This is a genomic window from Rugamonas rivuli (assembly GCF_009380165.1).
Classification (GTDB): domain Bacteria; phylum Pseudomonadota; class Gammaproteobacteria; order Burkholderiales; family Burkholderiaceae_D; genus Rugamonas; species Rugamonas rivuli.
Genome location: NZ_WHUF01000009.1, coordinates 99502 through 123476, shown reverse-complemented (window position 1 = coordinate 123476; position 23975 = coordinate 99502). Strand labels below are relative to the sequence as shown.

Below are 23975 nucleotides of genomic sequence, written 5' to 3'. Positions count from 1 at the left end.
CTATTTGTCAGGAGTGGTTGCAACCGCAAGCGGTCGTAGAAGAATTCGTTTTGCCGTCCGCCGGGGGAACGGGATCATGCCCGCCCGGATTCCACGGATGGCAGCGGCAAATGCGTTTGGCCGCCAGCAGGCTGCCCTTGGCGGCGCCATGCACCTGCAACGCTTCCAGCGCATAGTTCGAGCAGCTCGGATGAAACCGGCAACTCGGCGCCATCAGCGGGCTGATGGCCAGCTGGTAAAAGCGCAGCAGGAAGCGTAGCAGTTTTTTCATGATGCCTCAGGTGGAGGCGGCGGCGCCGAAGGCAAGGCCGGTTTGGGCGGCTTGGCTGTCTTGGCCTGGGCGAACAGACGTGCCAATTCCACCCGCAAAGCCGCTTTCAGCTTCGCAGTGGTGGCAGGCCCGTCCTTGCTGTTGACCGGCTTGGCCAGGCGGATCAGGCAATCGATCGCCGGCAGGCTGGTCTGGCGGAACAGTTCGCGGGTAACGCGCTTGATCGTGTTGCGCGTGACGGCGCGCGGCGCGAACCGCTTCGCCACAACGACGCCCAGCCGCGCATGCGGCAATTCATTCAGACGGGTGTAGAGCACGAAGTGCGCGCTTTTTTGGGTAGGGCGCAAACGAAAAACGGATGAAAATTCATCCGTTTTAACGATACGCCGAACGCGCGCGAAGTCGTGTGAACCTTCGCCTGTCGAGCCGCTTGAAATACAGCTTTCCACGCGATCAGCTAACAAGCAGTTGGCTTATACAGCCAGACGCTTGCGGCCTTTGGCGCGACGTGCGTTGAGCACTTGACGGCCACCACGGGTAGCCATACGTGCGCGGAAGCCGTGGGTACGCTTACGGCGTACAACGGAAGGTTGGTAAGTACGTTTCATGTTGGTCTCGCTAAAAGCAGAAAAAAATGCAAAATCGGGTTGTGGCCCCGTCAGTTTTTGGTGCCAATGACACTTCGCGCACCTATGCCACCGTTGCCGGCACAAGCTGGGTCCATCTCATCGCCCGCTAAATCCACGCTTACTCCATATTGACGTTCATGTGAATAAACTAGGAATACGGGCGGGGAACCCTGAATTATCAGCATTTCGGTCCCGCTTGTCAACAACTGATGGTCTCTGGCCGCCATCCGGGGGCTGGCAAAAGTACGAAAATAAGCGTCGTGCCTGTGGATAACTTTGGCGGTCGAGAGTAGAATAGCGCGTTACGTGTGGCGCACCCAAGGTCGCCGACACCCTCATCAGCAGTAAAGAATAGATAAAGATTCATGGAAAATTTCTGGCAGACCTGCTCCGCCCAGCTGGAGCTGGAGCTGACGCCGCAACAATTCAGCGCGTGGATAAAACCGCTCATCCCCCTCGATTACGAGGCGGGCAAGTTGCGTGTGGCCGCGCCAAACCGGTTCAAGCTGGACTGGGTCAAGTCCCAGTTCGCCAGCCGCATCACGGCGCTGGCCTGCCAGTACTGGGAAGCGCCGACCGAGGTGCAGTTCGTGCTCGATCCGCGCCTGGCGCTGCCGAAGAAGGCCGCCACCGTGGTGCCCGCGCCCGACTACAACGACGGCAACCCGAACGGCCACGCACGCAACTCCGACCCGGTGCCGTCGGTGCCGGAACTGCCGGCTTCGGCCGCGCCGCGCCGCGAACAGAGCCGCATCAACACCGACCTGACCTTCGACAGCTTCGTCACCGGTAAGGCCAACCAGCTGGCGCGCGCCGCCGCGATTCAAGTCGCCAACAACCCGGGCGTATCGTACAACCCGCTGTTCTTCTACGGCGGCGTCGGCCTGGGTAAGACCCACTTGATCCACGCGATCGGCAACCAGGTGATGGCCGACCAGCCGGGCGCCAAGATCCGCTACATCCACGCCGAGCAGTACGTGCGCGACGTGGTGACGGCTTACCAGCGCAAGGGCTTCGACGATTTCAAGCACTACTATCATTCGCTCGACATGCTGCTGATCGATGATATTCAATTCTTCGGCGGCAAGAGCCGTACGCAGGAAGAGTTCTTCTACGCGTTCGAGGCGCTGATCGCGGCGAAGAAACAGATCATCATCACTTCGGATACCTATCCGAAGGAAATCACCGGCATGGATGACCGCCTGATCTCGCGTTTCGATTCCGGCCTGACGGTGGCGATCGAGCCGCCGGAGCTGGAAATGCGCGTGGCGATTCTGCTGAAGAAAGCCAAGCAGGAAGGGGTCACGTTCTCGGATGACGTCGCCTTCTTCGTGGCCAAGCACCTGCGCTCCAACGTGCGCGAGCTGGAAGGCGCGCTGCGCAAGATCCTGGCGTACTCGCGCTTCCACGGCAAGGACATCACGATTGATATCGTGAAAGAGGCGCTGAAGGATTTGCTGTCGGTGCAGAACCGCCAGATCTCGGTGGAAAACATCCAGAAGACGGTGGCGGACTTCTTCAACATCAAGGTGGCCGACATGTACTCCAAGCGTCGCCCGGCCAACATCGCGCGGCCACGCCAGATCGCGATGTACCTGGCCAAGGAGTTGACGCAAAAGAGCTTGCCGGAGATCGGCGAACTGTTCGGCGGCCGCGATCACACGACCGTGCTGCACGCCGTGCGCAAGATCGCGCTGGACCGCACCAAGAACCCGGAATGCAACCACGAGCTGCACGTGCTGGAACAAACGCTGAAAGGCTAGCCGGACTGTAGGTTTGGCTTTATGATCTAGGCAAAAAAGCACGTCTGCTCACAAGGCAACTTTGTTATAAAAATATCGTTTAATCTTTACTATTGAGGATAATCTATGCAATTGGTCAAAACCACCCGAGATACCCTTCTCCGGCCACTGCAGATCGTGAGCGGTATTGTCGAGCGTCGGCACACTATGCCGATTCTGGCCAATATCCTCATCCGCAAAGAGGGCGAGAGCGTATCCTTCCTGTCGACCGACACGGAAGTCCAGATCACCACCAACGCCGAGATCGGTTCCGGCAGCGAAGTGACCGGCACCACCGTGGCCGCGCGCAAGCTGCTCGACATCCTGCGCGCGCTGCCTGAATCGGGCGACGTGACGATGACGCTGCTGAACAAGCGCCTGACGGTGCAGACCGGCAAATCGCGCTTCGCCCTGCAGACCTTGGCCGCCGAGGAATTCCCGACCGTGCAACAGGCCGACAGCTACAGCGCGTCCGTCACGCTGCCGCAGAAGACGCTCAAGCACCTGTTCAACATGGTGCACTTCTCGATGGCCCAGCAGGACATCCGCTACTACCTGAACGGCCTGCTGCTGGTCCTGGACGGCAAGAACGTGATCGCCGTGGCCACCGACGGCCACCGCCTGGCGTTCTGCCAGGTGGAGACCGAGCAATCGTTCGAACGCCAGGAAGTGATCATCCCGCGCAAGACCATCATCGAACTGCAGCGCCTGCTGGAAGAGAACGACGAGACCGTACAGCTGGACATCGCCGCCAACCAGGTCAAGCTGACCTTCGCCGACATCGAGCTGATCTCGAAGCTGGTCGAAGGCAAGTTCCCCGACTACACGCGCGTGATCCCGAAAGGCTACAAGAACGAATTCACGATCGGCCGCGATGAGCTGCTGCGTTCGCTGCAACGCGCCGCCATCATGACCAGCGATAAGTTCAAGGGCGTACGCTGCATCATCACCCCGGGCAGCATGAAGATCAGCTCGACCAATGCGGACCAGGAAGAAGCGGTCGAAGAACTGGAAATCGACTACGGCGGCGACAGCGTCGATATCGGCTTCAACGTCACCTACCTGCTCGACGTGTTGAACAACCTGAAGTGCGACCAGGTCAACGTCGCGCTGGGCGATTCGAACTCGTCCGCGCTGATCTCGATCCCGGACAATGCCGACTTCAAGTACGTCGTCATGCCGATGCGCATTTGAGTTTTTGCTACAGCCGTCAGAACACCAGTAATCGATAACAGAGAAAGCAGCACATGTCCGCCATCCCAGAAGAGAATCCAGTACCAGTACCGGCCAAAACCGAAGAATACGGCGCAGCATCGATCCAGATCCTCGAAGGTCTGGAAGCAGTACGCAAACGACCCGGCATGTACATCGGCGATACCTCGGACGGTACCGGCCTGCACCACCTGGTGTTCGAGGTGCTGGACAACTCCATCGATGAATCGCTGGCCGGCCACTGCACGGAAATCCACGTCACCATCCACTCGGACAACTCGATCTCGATCACCGACAACGGCCGCGGCGTACCGACCGGCTTGAAGATGGACGACAAGCACGATCCTAAGCGCTCCGCCGCCGAGATCGTCATGACCGAGCTGCACGCCGGCGGCAAGTTCGACCAGAACTCGTACAAGGTGTCGGGCGGTCTGCACGGCGTGGGCGTATCGTGCGTGAACGCGCTGTCGAAACTGCTGAAGCTGACCATCCGCCGCGACGGCAAGGTGCACTACATGGAGTTCGTCCGTGGCGTGCCGCAGAACCGCGAACTGGAAGAGAAGGATGGCTTCGCCGTCTCGCCGATCAAGGTCATCGGCGAAACCGACAAGCGCGGCACCGACGTGCACTTCTGGGCCGACGAGGAAATCTTCACCCACGTCGAATTCCACTACGAGATCCTGGCCAAGCGTATCCGCGAACTGTCGTTCCTGAATAACGGCGTCAACATCAAGCTGACCGACCAGCGCACCGGCAAGGAAGAAATCTTCGCGTTCGAAGGCGGCACCCGCGGCTTCGTCGAGTACATCAACAAAGCCAAGACCGTGCTGCACCCGACCGTGTTCCAGGCCACCGGCGAACGCCTGTCGGACCAGGGCACCAACATCTCGGTGGACGTGTCGATGCAGTGGAACGACGCCTACAACGAACAGGTGCTGTGCTTCACCAATAATATCCCGCAACGCGACGGCGGCACCCACCTGACCGGCCTGCGCGCCGCGATGACCCGCGTCATCAACAAGTACATCGACGAGCAGGAATTCGCCAAGAAGGCCAAGGTCGAAATCTCCGGCGACGACATGCGCGAAGGCCTGACCTGCGTGCTGTCGGTCAAAGTGCCTGAGCCGAAGTTCTCGTCGCAGACCAAGGACAAGCTGGTGTCGTCCGAAGTGCGCGGCCCGGTTGAAGAGATCGTCGCCAAGACGCTGTCGGACTACCTGCAGGAAAAACCGAACGACGCCAAGATCATCTGCGGCAAGATCGTCGAAGCGGCGCGCGCGCGCGAAGCGGCCCGCAAGGCCCGCGACCTGACCCGCCGCAAAGGCGTGATGGACGGCCTGGGCCTGTCGGCCAAGCTGGCCGACTGCCAGGAAAAAGATCCGGCGCTGTGCGAACTGTACATCGTCGAGGGTGACTCCGCAGGCGGCTCCGCCAAGCAGGGCCGCGACCGCAAGTTCCAGGCGATCCTGCCGCTGCGCGGTAAGGTGCTGAACGTGGAGAAGGCGCGCTTCGAAAAGATGCTGTCGTCGGAACAGATCACCACGCTGATCGCCACGCTGGGCACGTCGATCGGCCCGGATGAATTCAACGTCGAGAAGCTGCGCTACCACCGCATCATCATCATGACCGATGCGGACGTCGATGGCGCCCACATCCGCACGCTGCTGCTGACCTTGTTCTATCGTCAGATGCCGCAACTGGTTGAGCGCGGCCACATCTACATCGCGCAACCGCCGCTGTACAAGGTCAAGGCCGGCCGCGACGAGCGTTATCTGAAGGATGACGCGGAAGAAGCCGGCTACATGATGAACGTGGCGCTGAACACCGCCGTGCTGATCCCGCGCGAAGGCGCCGATCCTATCGTCGGCGAACCGCTGGGCGAGCTGGTGCGTCAGTTCAACCTGGCCAACGTCATCATGACGCGTCTGACGCGCGTGATCGACCGTGCGGCGCTGACGGCCATCATGACCGGTGTGACGCTGGATCTGAGCACGCAGGAGCAGGCAGAGGCATCGGCCCGCGCGATGATGGCGGAGATCAGCGATATCGCGGTCAAGATCACGGTGATTTCGGACGAGCTGTCCGAGAAGCACGCGCTGCGCATTGAGCGTATGCATCACGGTAATATCAAAGTCAGCTCGATCGATGCGGACTTCGTGCAGGGTGCGGATTACAACGTGTTGGCTAGCGCGGCAGCTACGTTCAAGGGTCTGATCGGCGAAGGCGCGTATGTGCGTCGCGGTGAGGGCGAGCGTACCAAGGAATCGGCCGTGGTGGACTTCCACCAGGCGATGCAGTGGCTGCGTGATGAGGCGGAGCGTGTGGTGTCCAAGCAGCGCTACAAAGGTCTGGGTGAGATGAATCCGGATCAGTTATGGGAGACCACCATGGATCCGACCGTTCGTCGTCTGCTGAAGGTGCAGATTGAGGATGCGATTGCTGCGGATCAGATCTTCACTACGTTGATGGGGGATGATGTGGAGCCGCGTCGGGCGTTTATTGAGAACAATGCGCTGCGGGCGGGTAATATCGACGTTTAAATGGCAAAAACCGGCGGGAACGGTCCAGTGTTGCCAGGGTGCAATGCATTGCGGTAATTTACATTACGATCAAAGAGCTTTATGCAGTCGCATAAAGCTCTTTTTTTGGGATATGCATCCGTGTTCACGCTCACATTCAAATATTTCTAATATCAATTGCTTTTCACAAAATTAAGAGTATTGTTAGATTTCGCCCCCTATTGCAAGCATTACGGGTTTCGATCTGAACATACATCGCTCTACGGAGAAAATGTGGAAAGATATAAAAATTTAAGCGGTGATTCTGGAGTTACTGCATTTGAGATTGGCCCTGATTCAATCACGGTTCGATTCAACACCGGCGCCACCTATCTTTATAATATTCAAAGTGCTGGCACTGGTAACATTGAAAAAATGCAAGCTCTTGCCAATCGTGGACAAGGATTGAATAGCTATATAAGTCGCATTACACGAAAGATGTATGCAAAAAAATATTAGCATATGGAAATAAGGTAGCCATTGCGATGACCACCTTACTTAACGCCTAAAAAGAAGATAAGATTATTAATTTCTACTTAGGATATATTTGACGTCCACCTGCCAGCGCTCTATCGGAGCGAGCAATATACCAAGCATTCATTCTTATATCCCAGCTGCGGACGTTGCAAAATAAATTCCAATCAAGTTGAATAATACGTTCCAATGTGAAATCTTCCCGCATCAAAACAATCAAAATATATTCGAAAAGTTGCTTATCTTTATCTTCTCGGTCCGGATAAATTGTCCCTGACTTCTTTGCTCGCTGCATAGTCTTGATTGAGTATCGATCACCGTCCCTCGAAATGGCATCTATATTCTTCGTCCCAGGAGGAGCTGGTGCCAGAACGGGTAAATCACTGCGCCCCTTGAACTCGGCGATAGCCAGTTTCTCGCCGATTTCCCCTACATTAAAACGAAGGCCTCGGCTTCTTGCTTCTGTGTCAACTGCCGTACGTAGCGCCAAGAGTCGAAGATCATCAAGAATTTTTAAATCCAATGGTATTTCAGTAGAGCTATTTATGCTTTTCGTCATTAGTTATTAATACTCCTGAAATATCGACTAGCCTAACTTCTTTAGACATCAAGAACTCAAAACACCGTTTCAGAACTTCACCATCAGGGAGCTTTCCAGGGCCTTTGAGGCTACACTCCCATACATTTACAATCCGCCATCCCTTTTCTAGAAGCGCATCCGTCGTCCTAACATCTCTGGCACGGTTAGATGCAATTTTTGCTTTCCAGAACTCTTGGCGAGTCTGGGGAAGTTTGAACATCGAACAGTTATGCCCATGCCAGAAGCAACCATGTACGAAGATCACTGCGTGGAATCGAGAAAATACAAGATCAGGGCGGCCCGGCAGTTTTCCATCCTGTAACCGATAACGTAAACCAAGAGCATGCAAGCCCCGTCGAATAAATAGCTCCGGTTTGGTGTCGCGGCTACGAATCCGACTCATGTTACGCCGGCGTTGTTCTACTGAAAGCACGTCAACCATGGTTTTATTTACAAGCCATTAGCTTCACATCAATTTTACCAAGCCATCAATCTCGTCCCTATCAACCACGGAGCGAGATGAAACATCAATTGTGTACCTTATTGCCACAATTCCCCGCGGTGGGACATAGTCATCGGGAAGTCGAGGAAAGGAGCCTTCCACGTCGAAGAATAGAGCATCACGCAAATTGAATCGCCGTAGCGCACCGGACTGACGCAAACCGTCATGCCAGCCCATTTTCGCCAAGCGCATCTCAAAAGCATCAACAGCTTTACCGTCCAAGCCAAGAGAAGCGGTTATTTCGTCGATAAGGTTTACCAGGGTCTTCTCCCCCCCTTCCGATCGCTCTAGCTGGATCGATGCCAACAGCAATTTTTTTCCCGCGGGCGCTCGCAACTGATCTATCCGCGAAATCTCATGTCGATCTTCGGACCTTGTAGTCGACTTTACTTCTATATGCACTGCCGCGCCCATGAAATCATGTCGTTCCGAGTCTGGACCACTCCACAGATAGCAAGCCCGTGGACCTATGCTAGGAATTAGGACATTTTGTAAAACCCAAAGCTCTCCAAATAAACCAATTTGCTCAGCAAGGCTAAGATCCGGTTTCAATGGCCTTAGTGCACCTCTGAATTCTTCAATGGTCTGAACTACTGCATCGATCGGCTTCCTCCCTTGCACGGCGACTCCAGCAAAAATCTGGTTTACGATTGGAGTGAATATCATTTCGTAGTGCGCCTTGGCGTACACGTCAAGATAATTGCCATTGGCGTCGATTACCTGAACGACTACGGCCTCTAGCTCCGGTGGTAGCTTGACCGCATCGTCACCGATAGCAATCATCAAATGAAGATGTCCATCTTCATCAACGCCGATTAGACACTGAGGAATCAAAGGATCTACCGGCTCAGCAAGCATGCCAATCCCTTGAGACTGTTTTCTCAAACTTTGCCAACGTGAAGATGTGATAGTCAGACTACTCACGATTGACTCCACGATTTACGACAAAGGACTGTGACTCATCTGATGTCTTAGGAAAGGATAACGCGATACCAATCACAGTACGCACTTGTGCCTGTAACGGTTGGGGATCCAGGGGGTAAATCATCAAAAGTCCATGAGAAGACGGACGGGTCTGACGCATCGCCCTCGCATTGTAATTTTGTCCTGTGCGATAAAAGTCAGGTCCACCATGAAGGTCAACGCCTTCATGTCGAGGGTCAATCAATATGCCAATGGATTCCGCACCGGTTAGCGAGCGATGAACCAAACCGAAAGAGCGAGTACCGAGTAATACTTGACGGTCTCGACTAGGGTTTGCCACGAAAATCGTCCAACTGGTGAGCTCTCCAACAGTCGTCCGCTCAGATATCCAATCTGCAATCAGGTCCCCACGAAATGCGAGTGTGTCATCATGCACAATAAAGGATCTTAGAAACTCCTCAATTCGCACGGCAGGGACGTCATGCACCAAGCTGCCACCGTATGCCTCCTGGGTAGGTGTGTGGGCCGTCAGCAGCGCAGCCGTCAGACCTGTATTGTGTTCGAGAATATCCGGCCGTCGCAGCGGGAAAAGAATGGTCTGAGGGTTTTCACCGGACCAGGAGCGACTGCTGACTTCAAGCATCTTGCTCTTATTTTTACTTGTCAATAGCAGATCCGAGTGGGAGCGCATCTTGATTGCCATTTCATCGGGGCGGCGCCCAGCCCGGTTCATCGCAGTTATGGAATCTCTCAGAGACTCTTCGACAAGTGCCAGCTCAACAAACCATTGGGCAATTCCTTCGGTCGTCCAGATACGAATCAAATCATCGTATCCAGCTCTGAAACCATACCAGCGTGCCATTTGTAGCAGAGAGTCCGCCATGGTCGTTGTGCGCAGGAAGTAAGCTACGGTCAGTCCTTCCAGAGTTAATCCACGAGACAAGCGATTTCCGCCCACGGCGATCAATTGGCAACCCGGCTTCTCATCGTAGCCTAGCTCCTCGCCAGTAAGACTATTCAATACGACAACCTGAACGCGAGAGAGATTTATCATTGCCTCATCCAACACGATATCGCGCACGGCCGGCAAATCGACCATGCCGAGATCGGTCAGCGCCGAACTCAGCATTTGACGTAAACTGCCTGGAACGACACGTTCATGGTCACGCCATCCCTTTATGTGCTGCTGTATCGCCGAGCCGATACGGATCTGATCGACTTGCTTGTGCGAGACGTGAACCAGCATCGTGTGAGGCATCTTTGTTTGGTTGCGAAGTAAGCGAATCGCGCCGATAACAACAAACATAAGCACAGCGTCACATAGCGATTGGGGTAGTCCCTCTTCGCTATCTATTACCAGCGGCGCACCTTTTTTCTTTCGCTTAGTCTTCAGACTTCGTACGTCATTTTCTGCAACGGCGCGCATAACATCTCGCCCCACTGCAGCCACACCAAACAGTTCTTCAGTTCCTATATAGCCTTCTGGGCGAGGCAACTGAACTACAAAATCCTTGGGAAATAGGTCCGCGCCAACAGCCCGGTCAACCGCGTCTGGATCGATCAGAATATTTGCAAATGGTGTAGCCGTGTAGGCGATGTAGGTTGCCCTAGGAATCCTCTGCAGCGTATCCCTGATCAGTGAATTCGTAATCGACGGATCACGGCTGTCGACCTCAGGCTCATCATCGACGCTCGGATCTTTGCGATTACCTTTAGTATTTATGGAAGCCTGATCAGCTTCGTCATCGATCAAAAGAACCGGAATATTTTCGAGCTGCCCTTCCAGATCAATAATCCACTGATTGATTCGACGGAGGATTGGTACGGTCTTCTTTGCGACGACCAAGACTGTTCCAGCACCGTCGAAGCCATTGGCAATCGCCGGAGTCTGGAAGTCTTCGCTCTCGCTTGTTAAAGTCGTCCAATTAACCCCGACGCTCACAAGTTCTCTGTTCAATCGCTTTTGCGTCTGGTTTCTCAACGAATCATGGATGCCTGAAAGGACAACAATAAGTCGATAGCCAACATCAGCAGCGCGGGCTGCTACAGCAGTAAAGTTGGCCGTCTTTCCACTTTGCACGTATCCGACGACTAAGCCTCTACACTGAAATTCGAGGCGCTGAATTGGCTTTGTTTTACAAATTATTCGTAAGGACTCTTCGGCTACAGAGTCCACCTGATGAGGTTTCCATTTCGACTGCGCGCGCAAAAATTCCTCATGCCGCTTCCAATTGATCCACTGTGCGCCATCGGTCCAATTTGGAATTTTAGGCTTTATACTGAACCTTGGAATCTGCTCAGTCATGGGTCAGCATCTTCAAGATGTCTGCTTGCTCCAGCGCTAGCAGAAACTGGGACAATGCAATCTTAGCTTTCGGGTCCCCATCGACCGCAAGCACAAGATTAACGAGTGCAGGCATCTGTGGCGTAACTTCAATATGCTCGCCGGTGAAATTCTTTTTTCGTACCCATGGTGCAGCACCTGAGTCCACAAGTCTGATTGCTCCACCTACGACCTTCGCTGACTTCGGTTTACCACTAGAAGTCGGTGCCCCTATTGGCTCGCCCGTAACCGGTGAGCTAGAACTGCCACCATTAGTGCTCGACGCTGAGCCTGAAGACTCGCCCTTCCCAGTTTTTCTATAACGGCTGCGAGCTTCGGTACGGGGCTCTTTCAAGATATCCTTCATATTGCTGCTCATGTTCACCGGCAGCTTGATCTCCTGCTTGGAAATGTTAACTTTCAACGGATCATCAGCTTGGCGGTCAAAATCCACTGCGACGCGAAGCAATTTGGTCTTTTCATCAACCGCAAACATTTGCTCCCAACCGCCCCATTTTATGAGGCGATTCAGGCGATAGAAATAAAGACCTTGTGTTTCATTCCAACGACCACTCAGCGAAATACGCTCACGAGCTCTACGTACCGCTTCAGGTCCTTGAGCGCAGTGGTATTTTTCTAATTCATCTTCATTCGGAGTGATGAAAGCACGTACAGCAACGATCGCCTTTTTTTCGGGATCCGACTCGTTGAGCATTAACGTTCGAGGATCATACGACTTAGTCAGCGGGTGTCCCATCGGATTATTGCCCTCCAACGGTTCGCCGTTAATGTAAATATCTACCTTGCTTCGCCCCGGTACTGCGCCCTCCAGGTAGCGATGGAACACTAGTTCCAAATGCTCTCTGACGGACGTCACTTCGACCGTATAAGGATCAACATTCTTTACCGTGGCCATTTCCGCTGGGGGCCGCATCCTCGTCAATAAAACTACGGTCCCAGTAGCAGCGATTTCAGACTCCGCCTCATATTTTTCTTCGACCGACTGCTCCAGGACATCCCACGCTCCTGTCTTCGCAAGGTGATCTTTGTCCCAGGTCATCGTGGATTTTATTCCATTCTGCGCCTTAGTAACCACCGTCAAACAATCCGACTGAGACCATGATGCACCTTTTAATCCGTAGCCAAATTTGCCAAGATCACCGCCGTCATAAAGACGACGATTACCAACACGCATCGCTTTTCGTAAATCGTCGTAAGTCATGCCACGACCGTTATCGCGGATGGACATCCAACGACCGCCATCATTTGGATTGGGGAATGTGATTTCTATTTTTGACGCCCCGGCAGAGATGCTGTTATCCACTAAATCAGCAACGGCGCTTGGAAGCCGATGTCCTGCACTGGCTAAAATCTCAAACAAGCCGACTGGATCGGGGGCCATGCTGTCCTGCTCAATGGAATTAGGCATCGAAAGCTCCGTCTTCTGAAAAAGAGTATGGAAGTGTTCACCAAGAACATGTGTCGAGTATGCGCCATCGTTTCCGAATAATGCGATCATTCCAGATCGATCCAGCCGTGCGCTCTCACCATGGTTAACAATGGCCTCATGCGCTGGATGGGTTTTCGGAATCACTACCCACGTCGCGGTTGCAGGAGATGTTGAAGCATCCACAACCATGGCAAATAGCACACCGGGTTCTACGAACTTAAAAAAGGAACTCTTCGGGCAGTTTCCTTCAAATCGCCAATTTTTCCCTTGCCTTTTTAGCCATTGCGCCTTTTCAACGATCGTCGTTTCATCATCAAGACAACGGCACTGAATAAGAATTTTGTCAGAGTCTTTAGCAGATGGAAAAACCCGATCCACAACATCTCCATCAAAGTTAATCGCTCGTTGTTTGGAGCCCTCACGGCCGTCCCGATAGGCATGAAACATGCCAAGCTCGCTATGTGTCAAGAGTCGCAAAATTGTGAATCTCACGCTATCCCCTCTGTTCGTCCAATCACGGCTCCATCCAGTCCCAAAAGCTGAACGCGCATATCGTTGATCGGCGGCGCACCTAAATTACTTCTGACCGACATTGCAATAGCGTAGGCAAAGAGCGCCGGCACCGCATTCCCAATTTGCTTCAATGCGGGATTCATAGAACCCTTGAAGATAAAGCCATCCGGGAAGGACTGTAATCGTGCAGCCTCCCTGACCGAAATAGTACGCGCCTGATCAGAATCGTAGTGAATGTGTGAATATGAATCTTTGCCCAAATGTGCAAGCAATGTGCGCACCGGTTTTTGGGAATCTAACTTCCACCACTTGTTCGAGAATTTTGAAGGATCATAGGGGATACGCCACAACTTAATAAAGTCACGAACCTCAGCTGTTCTTGCATCAGTCGACAGCCCCCGACGCTTTCGTGATTTGAGCCAGCCAGCAATTTTTTCCTCAACATACTGATGAATTTGCGGGTACTCCCATCCCTCAGAAATCTCTGCAAATATCTTGAAATCGCGAGGCAAGTAACGAATCACATGCCCTGTAGTCGATTCCTTGGTCACAAAACCATGCCACTCACGCATAATCCGCGAATAAGGAGTTGATGGATTTTTGTTCGTGTAACGCACCACCTCCATCGGGTTTTTCGCGCCGCGACGCAACTCACCCCGATTGAACATCTCCAGTGCATAGATAGGAGGTAGATCAGCCAGTGCCTCACGTGCAGTGGTAGCGGGCGGCAGCGAAATTTCAGGATCAGCGACGAACCGATGATGCTCAGACCCCTGCTCTTTGATCACCTGCCTGGCTGTATTCTTTGTACCTTGATAGCCTTGAGGCAGATTGACATGATGGGTCGGTTTAGGGAACGACGGCCGAATACCAGTGTCCCGATGGAAGCCAATTAGAATCATGCGTTCACGCGTTTGAGGCACTCCGTACCAGGACGCGTTAAGCAGTGTGTACGCAACCTCATAGCCTTCCGCGGATAAACTTTTAGCTACGAGCTCCGCAACATTCTTCCCTCCATGATTCAATATGTCTGGAACATTTTCCATGAGCAACGCTACTGGCTTGGTCATCCGAATGTAATGCACATAGCGTTGCCAAAGGTCAACTCGACCATCGACGAGAAATGCGAAGTTGGCCGTGTCTTCCGATCGACGATGTGCCTGCTCCCTAAGTTTTGCACGCCCAACGCGGGCGAACGCTTGGCATGGCGGCCCACCAACTAGGACATCAACCTGATCATCGACTGGGCCATTAAGACCTAGTTCGGCAAAAATTGTCGAAGGGTCCTCTGCAGTAACATCACGGGCCACATGATGAGAAGGTTGATCACCGCCCAACGAATGGGTTCCGAAATTGGCGCCATGCGACTGCGCAGCATGTGGATCAATTTCTACTGATGCTACAGGCCGAAAACCGGCAGTTAGAAACCCGAGAGAGATTCCACCGCAACCGGCAAACAAATCCATATAACGGGGAGCATTACCAGCTTGAATGCGGCGGAGTTTGTCAGCGATAAGGGTCATGTTACAAATTACGATAGTCGATTTAAAGAAAAAACGGGCTCTGAATGCCAGTGAGACACCTAACTCCGGTCTCTGCACAAGCAAGATATTCAGGACGTCATCCTACAGTACCCAACTGGCCCTGGGGCAATTAACCATTCGATATATCTGCAAACACTGGCATTCCGCAGCGCGTCCTCGGCCGTATTAGTTGCCATTTCAAACGAAGCACTGATTGGTGAGCAGCAACCACAGAAAAAGAGGCCACTCACGAACATGAGCGGAGACCAAGCGGCACCAACGCAAACGGAGAGAGCCAGTTCGCGTGAGCCGGAGGCAAGTCATGACACAGCATAGGGCCGTCGTGCGAACTCTCGCTCGACCAGTTCGAGGGAATGCGCCACGCTGCCTGACAGATGGTGCTGAAAGTGTATTCGTCCACGGGTACCCTGTGCGGTGCATATCCGGGCACAGTATGCTACTAGGCGAATTCCGATGGCAACTTGAGCCAGGACATGTGCACCCGCTTCTGCTGATTGTACGCAAGGTAAAAATGCTGCCGAGCCCTACAGCGATCTCGAGGTAATGTGCCCTGCCCACTTCGGTTTTGACTAGCAGGATCATCGCTTGATGGGGAACAAATTCTATTCTGAGGAGAAAGTGCCGATCGTAGAAATTAACGTTGCACCGCAACTGGTTTTGTCGCCATCGTATGCCACCGCTTTGCCGTTGACCGTGTGCTTGGCGTTGCCGCTCACGATCGAGCAATTTTGATGTCCATAGATTGGACACACACATTTATCACCTATCAGCGCTACAGGCTTGCCGCTCACTGTGAAATGGGGTGCACCGCTTTCTATGACCTGCCCACCGTGCGAGGTAGGATCACCTAACCGAATGACATTGGGCATTTGATGCTCCTTATAGTGAAGCACCCGAAGGCGTTGCCGCGCCTTCGGGCCGCCGGCGCAGGCTGGAGGAAATCTTGTCCCATAACGCAAGAGCTTCCGCATCCGATAAACTGGAGTTAATAGGCTTCCCCGGCTTGCCCATACCAGTATCAAGCTCCAAACTTAGACTGGGTAGGTAAACATCGATCTTGTCTCCTCGTGATTGCCACATAAAACCATGCACCTTGACTCCGTTGAGTTCATCCACACGCTGAAGCACTTCCTCCCCAGGGATACCATTTAACGAGCGCACACCAACGCGCAGACGATGAAATTGCGATGAGTGTTCCTTCTGCACTTCGCTATCCGCATCTCGCTGAAGCAACGTTCGGCCGCCATCAATCCCAGCGGATGTGCTTAAGGAAATTGCCAGGTCTGGATGCTCCCTTATACCGAAGAAGATGGATGCATGTTCATTTTCCTCAGCCGTCAGCGGATCACGAATGAAACCCCTATCAAAGCAAAAACCGGTCCCTTCCGGGATATGTGCATCGGGAACAGCATGCAGCTGATGGAGTATTTTCTTCAGTTGGTCGATCTGAGTAGGACGCCTGAAATTTGCCTTAAATTCATAGCTGATGCCGTTTGACCTAACCAACGCGTCAATTGCGACAATCTCCGAAACGACTTCCTTACCAGCTCTCATAAGTGCAATCCATCTTCGATCAAACAAAAATATTTTCCCTTTGACGTCATCGTTTTTCACCTCCTGTACGACCTCAAGCGCCACTCCGCCGCGCTCGTTCCGGTGGGTTGCTAGCAAGTCTGCTTTTTGTTGAACCCGCAGACCAAAGTCGGCATCAGTTTCTTGGATAGTTGAAATATCCCAACCAGCTAGCGAGGCTGGACGATAAGTGACCACTGCGTGCTCAGGAACATCCACGATAAACCGTCCGACACATACTGACTTCGTCGGCATTGATCCAATTCTTTCGTCCATTTTTTGTACCTTCACTCGATGATTGACCCACAAGCTAGCCACCGCCGCGCACAGACCGAGCATGGTGACGCAGGCGATTTTTACGTGAAGAGTTCTCATATAACCTTCTGGAGAAGTTTTACGATGAGATGCTGAGTCAACGCCAACATGGCTTTGTTTTTGTATGCTCCCTGATGGTCATAGCCAACGGTCCGGAATGTGTGCAGAACCCTTCCCGTCGGTGCTTGACCTGAGCTGGTCGGCACAGTTCCGTCGCCGGCGGCATCCTGAACACTGGGCTCAAAAAACAGCATGGGGCCTTTGGCTATCGAAACGTTTCGGCCACCGCCAAAAGCGTAGCTAGTGACAGTACCGGTTTGTAGGTAAGGCGGGGCAACTGCCTTGGAAGAAGTCGCGATCCATTGATAACTGCCAAACGAGAGCTGCTGAGGATCGGCGCAATAGAAGGCCGCCGTATTGGGATGATAATAAGTGTCAAGCAGTCTGGTATGAAATTTCTCAGCTTGGCTGACTGAACCAACGACCTTCTCTTCCGCGACTCCTTTGAATTTCCCCGCAGGGTCAGCCAAGGCGAGGTTAATGGCGCGATACCAGCATTCAAAGTCTTTATAGAATTTGTAAGGATTTTTACCAGGAAAATTTAGCTCCACTGAATATGGATCTTTTGGCAGCTTTATCTGAGCAAAGAGCCATGTGGGATGAAGATGGGTTGGTAAAAGTTCCAGCGGCCCAGGAGACAGAGCCAAGACGGGCGTCGTTTCGTCGGCGGTTGCTCCCGCGATTTCTGCGAATTTCCCCATTGCATACACATCCAGCTTTCCCTTTCCCGGGCTGCTAGATTCAGTTCCGCAAGCCAGACGCCTGTAGCACGCCGGCGCTCCCAGCGCAGGCATCACTCCATGAACGACTCCAGCTATTTTCTCTGGGATTTGCTTTGCGCAAGCACGGGCAACAATTCCCCCCATGGAATGGGTGACTAACATCACTTTGGCGCACTGATGTTTTGTCCCTACCCAAGAAGCGACGATCGATTCAATTCGCTCTCTTAAACGCGCCGCTGACACTTCGTTCGACTGCAGCCAGTTGTAGCCAAAGGCGTACACCGGATAGTGGTAAGCAGCGAATTTTTTCAACTCATCTACAGTTATGGCGGCACCTATGCCGCCAGAAGAAGTGCCCCAAGCTGCTCGATCATGTTCATTTATATCCTCCCAAGCAGATTCCATCTCAACGCTGCCCGAAGAAACTGCAAAGGTGCGATTGAGATTCTCCTCCAAGGTAAAAAGTAGACCGCCATAACTGTCGGCGTGAATCTCCCCCCACCCACGGGCTCTGCAAGTGTCCTCATTGGAACGCTTGGGAATCTTTTGGATTTCGCCGCTGGGGTCAACCTCAAGTGTGTCTGCATCTAGAATTTTTTGACGAATATCGGGCGTACGTTTGCTCCATTTACTCGCCTCGTTGAGACCCGCTATCTTCCCATTGGGCGGACGCCACGCTGCCTCGCCAGGCTTTAGCTCCTGGTTCTTTGTCGCCCCAGAAGAACTGGCCCTCAAATTACTACCCATGATGCCGGCAATCACAATCACAGGAATGATTTTGCTCGGAGGGACAGCTATGCTTGCTCTTGTGGTGTTAATTTTCGGCGAGAGGGCAGTACGAGCATGTAAATTGCCATCTTTATCAATCGCCGTAACCGGCACTGGGCGGGTAGATTCGGAAGCACCATTCTTGGCCATAATATTTGACTCCAAATCACTTGGCGTCTTCGGGGAAAATCGTGACCTTGACATCGCCCATTTCCTTACCTGTCGCAAGGTTAGTCCTACCTTGTCCGTCAGTGACTCCGTCCATAGTGCTGCCATCAGGGAGGTCCAAACGATAGCGGCGCCCAACCACAGGCTCACCGGTCTGAGAGTGAAACAGGATTACACGCTCATCAGTTTCAATTTCGGTGCTAGGGAACTTGATTTCAGCAACGTCGCCACCGCCACCTGTCGTGTGAACGAATTTTGAAGACTTGATCGTATGTGTATTTTTGCTCTGTTGAGTGATCTCACCATTACCTAAATTAACTTGGGCCCCTTGAGCTGCAATTTTCACTTCTGGTGACATCAGCTCAATTCCCTTGCCTGCGCTGATTCTGATCCGACCAGTTGCAGTTAGATCGATATCTCCGTTGTGAGCCTGAACCAGCACATTGCCGCTGGCCGCTATTAGTTTCATTCCCAAGCCGTGAGCGAACATGCTTATGCTCTTCAGCGCTCGAACAAAAATATTCTTTCCAGCCGAAAGTTGGAGGTATTGAGCACAGACCAAATCCAAGTTGGTCTGTGCTCCGATTGCGATATTCTTTTCGCTCCCCAAGAGCAGTCCATCAGGCGCACTGCCAGCAATAACTCCGAGCTTCGTTCCCGTATTCCAGCTTCGCACGCGAGAAATCAAATCCGATAGTTGGGGACTCACGTCTTCGTCTGAAGCGTGAGTTTTTGCAAGGGAAGCGAGTTGATCTGCAATGCTGTTCAGCAGTTCTGAGGTAGCGATCAATTCCGTTCTGGCCAATTGGGCGCCAGAATCATCAAGCTTTGCCGCTAGCAAAATCCCGTTTCCGGCTCGGACCGATATGGATTCTGCTGTAATAAGTTCGGCACCTTCACCTCGGGCGGAGTCAGCACCATTTTTCCGAGTACCCGTAAGAAAACCTAAATTCAATTGCGAACCAGCATGATCGCTTGATAATTGCGCGCTAATTTTCCCCTTAGTATCATCCAACCGCAATTGGTTAGCCCGGCTGCCGTGCACTTCACGACTCTTGATTCCAGATAAGTAGCGATTTTCCGGCAGATCGCCAGCGTTGTTTAGCGCAGGTGGCTGCGCTTGCTGATTGTAGAGTTGGCCTACGATGACGGGTTTGTCCGGATCGCCTCCGAGGAAGTTGATCAGCACTTCAGTACCGATACGTGGCAGACCGATGGTGCCGCATTGTTGAAGGCTGCCGGGGCCGTTGCCGGCCCAGTTTGAGGCTACGCGTACCCAGGCGGAGTCGGTCTCTGTATCCGATGCGTCGGCATTCGCGGCTTCCTCATGATCAACTGCGCGCGTGCAGGGGAAGCGGATCTTTACGCGGCCCATCTGGTCACAATGGACTTCTTCTCCTTCCGGTCCGACCACGATCGCGCTTTGCATCAGTGCCTGCGGCAAGTCCGTCCGCGAATCATAAGCCGGCACGATGACCACACCACGCCGCACGGCAGTGAACTGGATATGCATCCGCAGCGGGCCCGATGCTACCTTGTCCGCCACATCCCTTTGCATCTGCAGTTCCTGCGCGCCCTGCATCCAGCGGCTGCGGGCGAACAGTCGTTCCACGCGGGCCGCCAACGCCTTGGGCAGGTTGTTCTGCGCGTTCACCTGCAGGGCCGTGACGACAAAGTCCCGCTCCTCGGCCGGATGTCCATCCACTTCCGGATGCTCGGCCAGCGTGAAGTACTCCCCTGCGCACAGATCGCGTACGCTGCCTTCGCCGTGGAAGCACTTCGTTTCGTAATCGTGTCGCTGCATGCGTAGTTTACCGAGGCGGCACAGGTCTTCATTGTCATCACCCGCATGCGGCGCCAGGATCTGATAATCGTCCAGGCTCGCAGCCAGATCGTTGCCGCTCACGCCCTGGTCCACGCCGCTGCTGGCATCCGCCATCATGAAGTCGCGGCCTTGCGAATTGCGATAGTCCCAGCTATGCCTTGTCACCACTCCCGGTTGCAGGCTGCGCACCGCACTCCAGGAAGTAATCGTGTCACGCTCCTCGGTCGCTGCATCGCGGTGATAGCGGATGGTGCCGGCGGCGTTCTGGCGTAGGCTGTCGGCGTTGTTGAACAGTACCAGCGTGTGCATTGGATACTCGCCTCCTTCCGCGCGCACGTACCAGCCGATCCCGCGTCGTTTCAACAAGCGCCGGATGAACGCCGCATCCGATTCGTTGTGCTGCATGGTGAATTCGCGTTGCGGATACTCGCGTTGATTGAAGAATTCATCCACCTCGTGCTTGAAGCATACGCCCAGGATGGAACTCTTGTGCCGCCATTCATTCAGGATGCGTTGGACAATCTCCACCTCGTCCATGTTGCGGAACACGCGAGTATTGATGCGCTTCTCCAGTATCGACAGCGCATCGCGCAGCACCAGCTGGTAGCTGGCCAGGCCACCATCGCTATCGCCCGAGCTGGCCTCGGTGACGATGCCGCAGACGCTGCGCAAGTCTCCCCTATCCGTCACGAACTCCAGCGCGGCCGGCACGGCGATCATTTCCTTCAGCGGCAGGCTGGCATTGGCCGACACGCACAGCACTCGATACTCAATCCCACCGCACAAGGCCTCCGTTCCGAACACCCGCTGCGGCAGCAGCATGTCGTCATTGACGCCGCCCGGTAAATCCAGCCGCAGGCGCAAAGGCCGGTTTCTGGTGACAAGTTCCTTGGCCAGGCCCATGAAGCTGAAGAAGTCATTATCGCTTTCCACAATCGCTCCTCAGGTATGCAACAGGTACATCAGCTCTTCGCGGTCCTGCGCCTGCTGTCCATCGACCAGGCATGTGTTGACGCCCAACCGGCAACCGCCATCCAGGCCGGGAGCGCGCACATCGTCCGACCGCTGGATCAGATACACCTCATACGTCATGCCCACGCCGCAGTGCAGGCCCAGCATCGACTCAAGCCGTATCGCAGCGCTGCGGCCAGGCAAAAATTCTTCGTAGGCCTCACGCCCCAGCGGACCGATACGCAGCCGCACACGCGCATCGCAGCCGTAGATGCGCTCACCCAGCATCACGCCCGCGCCAAGGTCAACGTGCGCCTTGCCCAGCCGCGCCTGGTCCGCGTCGGCCAGCGGCAGCCACTGGCCAACCAACTGCTCCACCACAAAGCGCACGTTGAAGTATTCCGAGTAGATCCCCGCCATCATCGGCGCCGACACGCTGCGGCTCCTGATCTGCATTGCGTAACGCGCCAAAGTCTCGCGACCGACCGATCCATCGGGATGCGCACCGGACAATGCAAGCAGCATCGCGAGAAAACCATCATCGCCAGCCTGCGTCACCATGCATTCCGGCCTGTGCTTGGCCCACGCCAGATAGAACATGCCCAACGACCGATGCGACAGCATGTCCAGGAACGCGCGCGGGCCGCCGTCGTTATGGGCCCGCTCGTAACGGTTGATACGCTCCGAGTAGTGCAGCGGCAGCACGCCATGGCTGCCGAGCAGTCCCATGAACGCAGGCGTGAGACGAATCACATCCTCTCCATCGACACTGACGTTCTCGATCTGATTCGGCGGAAACGCCAGCGACAGCCGGTTGCGGTAACGCAGCCTGCGCGGCGGCTTCGCCTGCTCGACCAGACGCACCGCCTGGAAGAATTCGAAGCCCTGCGGCTCCGCCAGCAGTTCGCCGATCAGGCCAGCGTCAGTGCGCCGTTGCGAGGCAGGCATCGCAGCAACTCCTTTCCGCTGGCATGGGACAGCACGACCAGTCGCGTAAAACTGTTCAAATGCACGTGCAGGCCGAACAGGTGATCGAGCAATTGCGCGAAGGCGTGCAGGCCGGTGCCTGCATAGGCCTCCTCGTCCAGCGACACCCGCACCTCCACACCGCGCAGATATGCACTTCCCCGCGCCTGCCGCACCCACGCGGTAGCCGGCTGGTGCGAGAGCGCCATGATGCCGTCGATCTGCCGCTGCGAGACGGCGCTGTCCTGCTGCGCGTAAAGGCGCAGCATGGCGGTCAGCGCAAGCAGCCCCTCCTGCGTCAGCGAGCGGTGATTGAGGGCCAATTGCGCGATCAGTCCCCATTGATTGCCGCCGCTCCCCTGCCGATACGACAGCGTAGGCCTGCGCAGCAGGCGGATCGGCAGGCTGCCGGCGGCCGTCTCGGTACTGAGATCGCCGGTCGCGCGGCCGTACTGCAGGCCGTACGGCAGGTTGCGGTTGGTGCAGGTGACGCGCACCGATGCCGTACCTTCATCCAGCTTCAACGGCGAAAACTCGCGGTCCACCAGCGTGAGCGAATACTCATGGCCTGCCGCCGCATCGGCCAACTCCTCGTCGCGATGGGCCAGCCAGTAGTGCCCCTTGCGGCTGGCCTCCTCGCCGTGGCGCAGCGAATAGTAGGGAAAGAACTCGGTGATCGAACTGCCCTGCGGCGTCTTGCGCAGCAGCTGCACCGTATCGATGCTGTAGATGTCGCAGGCACTGCCCGGCATCTCATCCACCATCAGAGGATAGCTGCTGCGGCGATGGTCAACGCGTATCGGCGTGGCCGATTGCGTGTACAGGTTGATGACGGGCGTACAGCCCAGCACCAGGTTGTCCTCCGACAGCGTGCGCAGGATGCGTGCGGACGGCGCATCGGGCCGCAAGTCTGCCAGGGCAATGCGCAGCGTCAACCGTGCACAATCGGCAGGACTGGCGGCAAGCAATGCGCTCAGGTCGATATCGAAAAAGTCGAACTTCTCCGGAAAGGCGAAGTACTCGCTCAACAGCCGATAGGCACTGTGCTCCGAGGGCGCAGCGGGCAGCAAGGCGTCCTCCGCTGCGAAGCCGGCCGGTGCGATCGGCAGGCGCTCCAGCATGCGCCACTGGCCGTCCGCCTCCACGCAGGCGCAGGCTGCGCGCATGAAGAGCATGTCGCGCAGGTTCGCCCGCAGCGACGCCTCGCCGTCGATGAACACGCGCAGCATGGGCAAGTCGAGCGAGGCCAATCCCCGCGCAGCGGCCGTACTTTCGATAGTGATGCAGATCGCCGAGCCGGCCTCCCCCGGCAGCGGCAAGGTCGATGGCGCCTGGATGTAGGGCTCAAACCACGCGGCGCTGATCGTCACCGGCGCCACCGTTGCATCGTAGACGGTGCGAAAGCGGCATGTCACCGCGCTGCGTCCCAGCGACTTCATCGCCGTGCCGCGCGGCAGCGTGGTGACGCTGCTGATTTCATTGGCCTTGGCGCCGCTGTAGTCGATACGGGCGATGGAGCAGGAGGGAATCGGCCGCAGGTAATGCGGGTACAACATGCCCAGCAGCGCTTCGGTGAAGGTGGAATAGCCGTCGTCCAGCAACTTGGCGACGCGGGCATTGAGAAATGCCGAAGCCTGGATCAAGCGCTCGACGTGGGGATCGGTGCAGGTTTCGCCGCTCATTTGCAAACTGCCTGCCAGCTTGGGGTAGCGACTTGCAAACTCGGAGCCGGTGCGCCGCAGCATGCTCAATTCGCGTTCGAAGTAAGGCAGCAGTTTTTCCATCGTGGCATCCGTCGCAGATTGGTACCGCACAGGTTGCCGATGATGTCATTCTCGGGCAGTCGTCTATTTGATGTGCAGCAACG

General features: G+C 54.9%; 19 protein-coding genes. 4 read left to right on the top strand and 15 right to left on the bottom strand.

Annotation, left to right across the window (positions count from 1 at the left end; genetic code table 11):
* Positions 1–7 precede the first annotated feature (7 nt).
* The 3 genes from yidD to rpmH are packed head-to-tail and all read right to left on the bottom strand — an operon-like array spanning position 8 to position 879.
* Complete coding sequence (gene yidD, locus GEV01_RS27360) at positions 8–271, bottom strand: membrane protein insertion efficiency factor YidD (protein ID WP_152809057.1); 264 nt, start codon at positions 269–271, stop codon at positions 8–10.
* Complete coding sequence (rnpA, locus tag GEV01_RS27355; protein ID WP_071658981.1) at positions 268–708, bottom strand: ribonuclease P protein component; 441 nt, start codon at positions 706–708, stop codon at positions 268–270. Before rnpA ends, yidD begins: the two co-directional genes overlap by 4 nt.
* Before the next feature lie 36 nt (positions 709–744).
* Positions 745–879 (bottom strand): 50S ribosomal protein L34, encoded by a 135-nt coding sequence (rpmH, locus tag GEV01_RS27350; protein WP_040378179.1) that lies wholly within the window; start codon positions 877–879, stop codon positions 745–747.
* A 386-nt stretch (positions 880–1265) separates the two neighbouring features.
* Between rpmH and dnaA the strand changes: the two genes are divergently transcribed.
* The 4 genes from dnaA to GEV01_RS27330 all read left to right on the top strand — a co-directional run bounded on the left by dnaA (position 1266) and on the right by GEV01_RS27330 (position 6910).
* Positions 1266–2663, top strand: a complete 1398-nt coding sequence (dnaA, locus tag GEV01_RS27345; protein ID WP_008453127.1) for a chromosomal replication initiator protein DnaA — start codon at positions 1266–1268, stop codon at positions 2661–2663.
* A 105-nt stretch (positions 2664–2768) separates the two neighbouring features.
* Entirely contained in the window at positions 2769–3875 is a 1107-nt protein-coding gene (gene dnaN, locus GEV01_RS27340; protein WP_008453129.1) for a DNA polymerase III subunit beta, read from the top strand.
* 53 nt (positions 3876–3928) lie between these two features.
* A complete protein-coding gene (gene gyrB, locus GEV01_RS27335) occupies positions 3929–6433 on the top strand; it encodes a DNA topoisomerase (ATP-hydrolyzing) subunit B (protein ID WP_152809053.1) in 2505 nt (834 codons plus the stop codon).
* 252 nt (positions 6434–6685) lie between these two features.
* Positions 6686–6910: a hypothetical protein gene (locus GEV01_RS27330; protein WP_328595638.1), complete on the top strand. Its 225-nt coding sequence runs from the start codon at positions 6686–6688 to the stop codon at positions 6908–6910.
* Positions 6911–6983: 73 nt separating this feature from the next.
* Here the strand turns inward: GEV01_RS27330 and GEV01_RS27325 are convergent, their stop codons facing one another.
* From GEV01_RS27325 to tssF, 12 genes are all read right to left on the bottom strand, one after another.
* Positions 6984–7484: a hypothetical protein gene (locus tag GEV01_RS27325; protein WP_152809050.1), complete on the bottom strand. Its 501-nt coding sequence runs from the start codon at positions 7482–7484 to the stop codon at positions 6984–6986.
* A complete protein-coding gene (locus tag GEV01_RS27320; RefSeq protein WP_152809048.1) occupies positions 7465–7947 on the bottom strand; it encodes a very short patch repair endonuclease in 483 nt (160 codons plus the stop codon). The genes GEV01_RS27325 and GEV01_RS27320 overlap by 20 nt, the downstream gene beginning before the upstream one ends.
* Before the next feature lie 24 nt (positions 7948–7971).
* A complete protein-coding gene (locus tag GEV01_RS27315) occupies positions 7972–8931 on the bottom strand; it encodes a PD-(D/E)XK motif protein (protein WP_217428512.1) in 960 nt (319 codons plus the stop codon).
* A complete protein-coding gene (locus GEV01_RS27310; protein ID WP_152809046.1) occupies positions 8924–11236 on the bottom strand; it encodes a Z1 domain-containing protein in 2313 nt (770 codons plus the stop codon). The genes GEV01_RS27315 and GEV01_RS27310 overlap by 8 nt, the downstream gene beginning before the upstream one ends.
* Positions 11229–13151: an ATP-binding protein gene (locus tag GEV01_RS27305; RefSeq protein WP_152809044.1), complete on the bottom strand. Its 1923-nt coding sequence runs from the start codon at positions 13149–13151 to the stop codon at positions 11229–11231. The genes GEV01_RS27310 and GEV01_RS27305 overlap by 8 nt, the downstream gene beginning before the upstream one ends.
* Before the next feature lie 41 nt (positions 13152–13192).
* The gene (locus tag GEV01_RS27300; RefSeq protein ID WP_217428511.1) at positions 13193–14740 is read right to left on the bottom strand and encodes a DNA cytosine methyltransferase; all 1548 of its coding nucleotides are present in this window, start codon (positions 14738–14740) and stop codon (positions 13193–13195) included.
* Positions 14741–15363: 623 nt separating this feature from the next.
* On the bottom strand, positions 15364–15630 hold the full coding sequence (locus GEV01_RS27295; RefSeq protein ID WP_152809042.1) for a PAAR domain-containing protein: 267 nt from the start codon (positions 15628–15630) through the stop codon (positions 15364–15366).
* A 10-nt stretch (positions 15631–15640) separates the two neighbouring features.
* The gene (locus GEV01_RS27290; protein ID WP_152809040.1) at positions 15641–16708 is read right to left on the bottom strand and encodes a T6SS immunity protein Tli4 family protein; all 1068 of its coding nucleotides are present in this window, start codon (positions 16706–16708) and stop codon (positions 15641–15643) included.
* The gene (locus GEV01_RS27285) at positions 16705–18402 is read right to left on the bottom strand and encodes an esterase/lipase family protein (RefSeq protein ID WP_152809038.1); all 1698 of its coding nucleotides are present in this window, start codon (positions 18400–18402) and stop codon (positions 16705–16707) included. Before GEV01_RS27285 ends, GEV01_RS27290 begins: the two co-directional genes overlap by 4 nt.
* Positions 18365–21124, bottom strand: a complete 2760-nt coding sequence (locus GEV01_RS27280) for a type VI secretion system Vgr family protein (protein ID WP_328595637.1) — start codon at positions 21122–21124, stop codon at positions 18365–18367. Before GEV01_RS27280 ends, GEV01_RS27285 begins: the two co-directional genes overlap by 38 nt.
* Before the next feature lie 9 nt (positions 21125–21133).
* Complete coding sequence (gene tssG / locus GEV01_RS27275) at positions 21134–22090, bottom strand: type VI secretion system baseplate subunit TssG (RefSeq protein ID WP_152809036.1); 957 nt, start codon at positions 22088–22090, stop codon at positions 21134–21136.
* Positions 22054–23892 carry a type VI secretion system baseplate subunit TssF gene (gene tssF, locus GEV01_RS27270; protein ID WP_152809034.1) on the bottom strand — a complete coding sequence of 613 codons (1839 nt, stop codon included), beginning with the start codon at positions 23890–23892 and terminating at the stop codon, positions 22054–22056. The genes tssG and tssF overlap by 37 nt, the downstream gene beginning before the upstream one ends.
* Positions 23893–23975: the final 83 nt, after the last annotated feature.

What these genes read in the sequence shown, in the direction of transcription:
- yidD (WP_152809057.1), bottom strand. Translation starts at nt 271, where the DNA reads ATGAAAAAACTGCTACGCTTCCTGCTGCGCTTTTACCAGCTGGCCATC.
- rpmH (WP_040378179.1), bottom strand. Translation starts at nt 879, where the DNA reads ATGAAACGTACTTACCAACCTTCCGTTGTACGCCGTAAGCGTACCCAC.
- dnaA (WP_008453127.1), top strand. Translation starts at nt 1,266, where the DNA reads ATGGAAAATTTCTGGCAGACCTGCTCCGCCCAGCTGGAGCTGGAGCTG.
- dnaN (WP_008453129.1), top strand. Translation starts at nt 2,769, where the DNA reads ATGCAATTGGTCAAAACCACCCGAGATACCCTTCTCCGGCCACTGCAG.
- gyrB (WP_152809053.1), top strand. Translation starts at nt 3,929, where the DNA reads ATGTCCGCCATCCCAGAAGAGAATCCAGTACCAGTACCGGCCAAAACC.
- GEV01_RS27325 (WP_152809050.1), bottom strand. Translation starts at nt 7,484, where the DNA reads ATGACGAAAAGCATAAATAGCTCTACTGAAATACCATTGGATTTAAAA.
- GEV01_RS27320 (WP_152809048.1), bottom strand. Translation starts at nt 7,947, where the DNA reads ATGGTTGACGTGCTTTCAGTAGAACAACGCCGGCGTAACATGAGTCGG.
- GEV01_RS27310 (WP_152809046.1), bottom strand. Translation starts at nt 11,236, where the DNA reads ATGACTGAGCAGATTCCAAGGTTCAGTATAAAGCCTAAAATTCCAAAT.
- GEV01_RS27305 (WP_152809044.1), bottom strand. Translation starts at nt 13,151, where the DNA reads ATGTTTCATGCCTATCGGGACGGCCGTGAGGGCTCCAAACAACGAGCG.
- GEV01_RS27300 (WP_217428511.1), bottom strand. Translation starts at nt 14,740, where the DNA reads ATGACCCTTATCGCTGACAAACTCCGCCGCATTCAAGCTGGTAATGCT.
- GEV01_RS27295 (WP_152809042.1), bottom strand. Translation starts at nt 15,630, where the DNA reads ATGCCCAATGTCATTCGGTTAGGTGATCCTACCTCGCACGGTGGGCAG.
- GEV01_RS27290 (WP_152809040.1), bottom strand. Translation starts at nt 16,708, where the DNA reads ATGAGAACTCTTCACGTAAAAATCGCCTGCGTCACCATGCTCGGTCTG.
- GEV01_RS27285 (WP_152809038.1), bottom strand. Translation starts at nt 18,402, where the DNA reads ATGTCAAGGTCACGATTTTCCCCGAAGACGCCAAGTGATTTGGAGTCA.
- tssG (WP_152809036.1), bottom strand. Translation starts at nt 22,090, where the DNA reads ATGCCTGCCTCGCAACGGCGCACTGACGCTGGCCTGATCGGCGAACTG.
- tssF (WP_152809034.1), bottom strand. Translation starts at nt 23,892, where the DNA reads ATGGAAAAACTGCTGCCTTACTTCGAACGCGAATTGAGCATGCTGCGG.